The following is a 664-nucleotide window of genomic DNA, read 5'->3' on the forward strand; positions in this document are numbered from 1 at the left end:
CGAATCGACATTCAGCGCATCCAGAGCATGGAGGCAGCGATGTGGACGAAGGCCAGGTAGTGGCTGGCGAGCCTGTCGAAGCGTGTCGCGAAGCGGCGGAAGTGCTTGAGCTTGTTGAAGCAGCGCTCGACGCGATTGCGCAGCTTGTAGATCCGAGGGTCGTGCGGGATCGGTGTCTTGCGCGAGCGGGTTGAGGGGATGACAGCCTCGGCTCCGATTCTGGCCAGATGGGCACGAAGGCTGTTGGCGTCGTAGGCGCGGTCGGCGAGCACGGCGCCGGGCCGATGGCCTTCCAGAAGCGCCGGTACGGCCAGGATGTCGTGGCTCTGCCCCGGCGCGATCAGGAAGCGGACGGGCCGACCGAGCGTGTCGCAGGCCATGTGGACCTTGGTGGTCAGTCCGCCTCTGGAACGCCCCACAGCCGGGTCGAGGCCCCCTTTTTTCGGCCGCTGCCCCGACCGGTCGTCGCCTGCTGGTGAGCCCGCACAAGGGTTGAGTCCAGCATCAGATACTGATTGTCCCGATCCTTGGTCAGATCGTCGAATACCTTCTCCCAGATCCCCGCTGCGGCCCAACGGCTGAAACGCTTGTGCGCCGTCTTCCACTTGCCGTAGCGCTCGGGAAGGTCCTGCCAGTGAGCGCCGGAACGCAGCACCCACAGCAC

2 protein-coding genes are annotated in these 664 nt (G+C 65.5%); both read right to left on the bottom strand.

Features of this window, described 5'->3' with window-relative positions; genetic code table 11:
• Positions 1 to 11 precede the first annotated feature (11 nt).
• Positions 12 to 419, bottom strand: coding sequence for an IS5 family transposase (locus EG854_RS13105; protein ID WP_164461901.1), 408 nt, complete (start codon positions 417 to 419; stop codon positions 12 to 14).
• The coding region (locus EG854_RS13110) for a transposase (RefSeq protein WP_164461902.1) at positions 395 to 664 on the bottom strand (270 nt) is incomplete at its 5' end. The genes EG854_RS13105 and EG854_RS13110, both read right to left, overlap by 25 nt.

It is taken from the genome of Brevundimonas halotolerans (genome assembly GCF_003730275.1).
Lineage (GTDB): Bacteria > Pseudomonadota > Alphaproteobacteria > Caulobacterales > Caulobacteraceae > Brevundimonas > Brevundimonas halotolerans.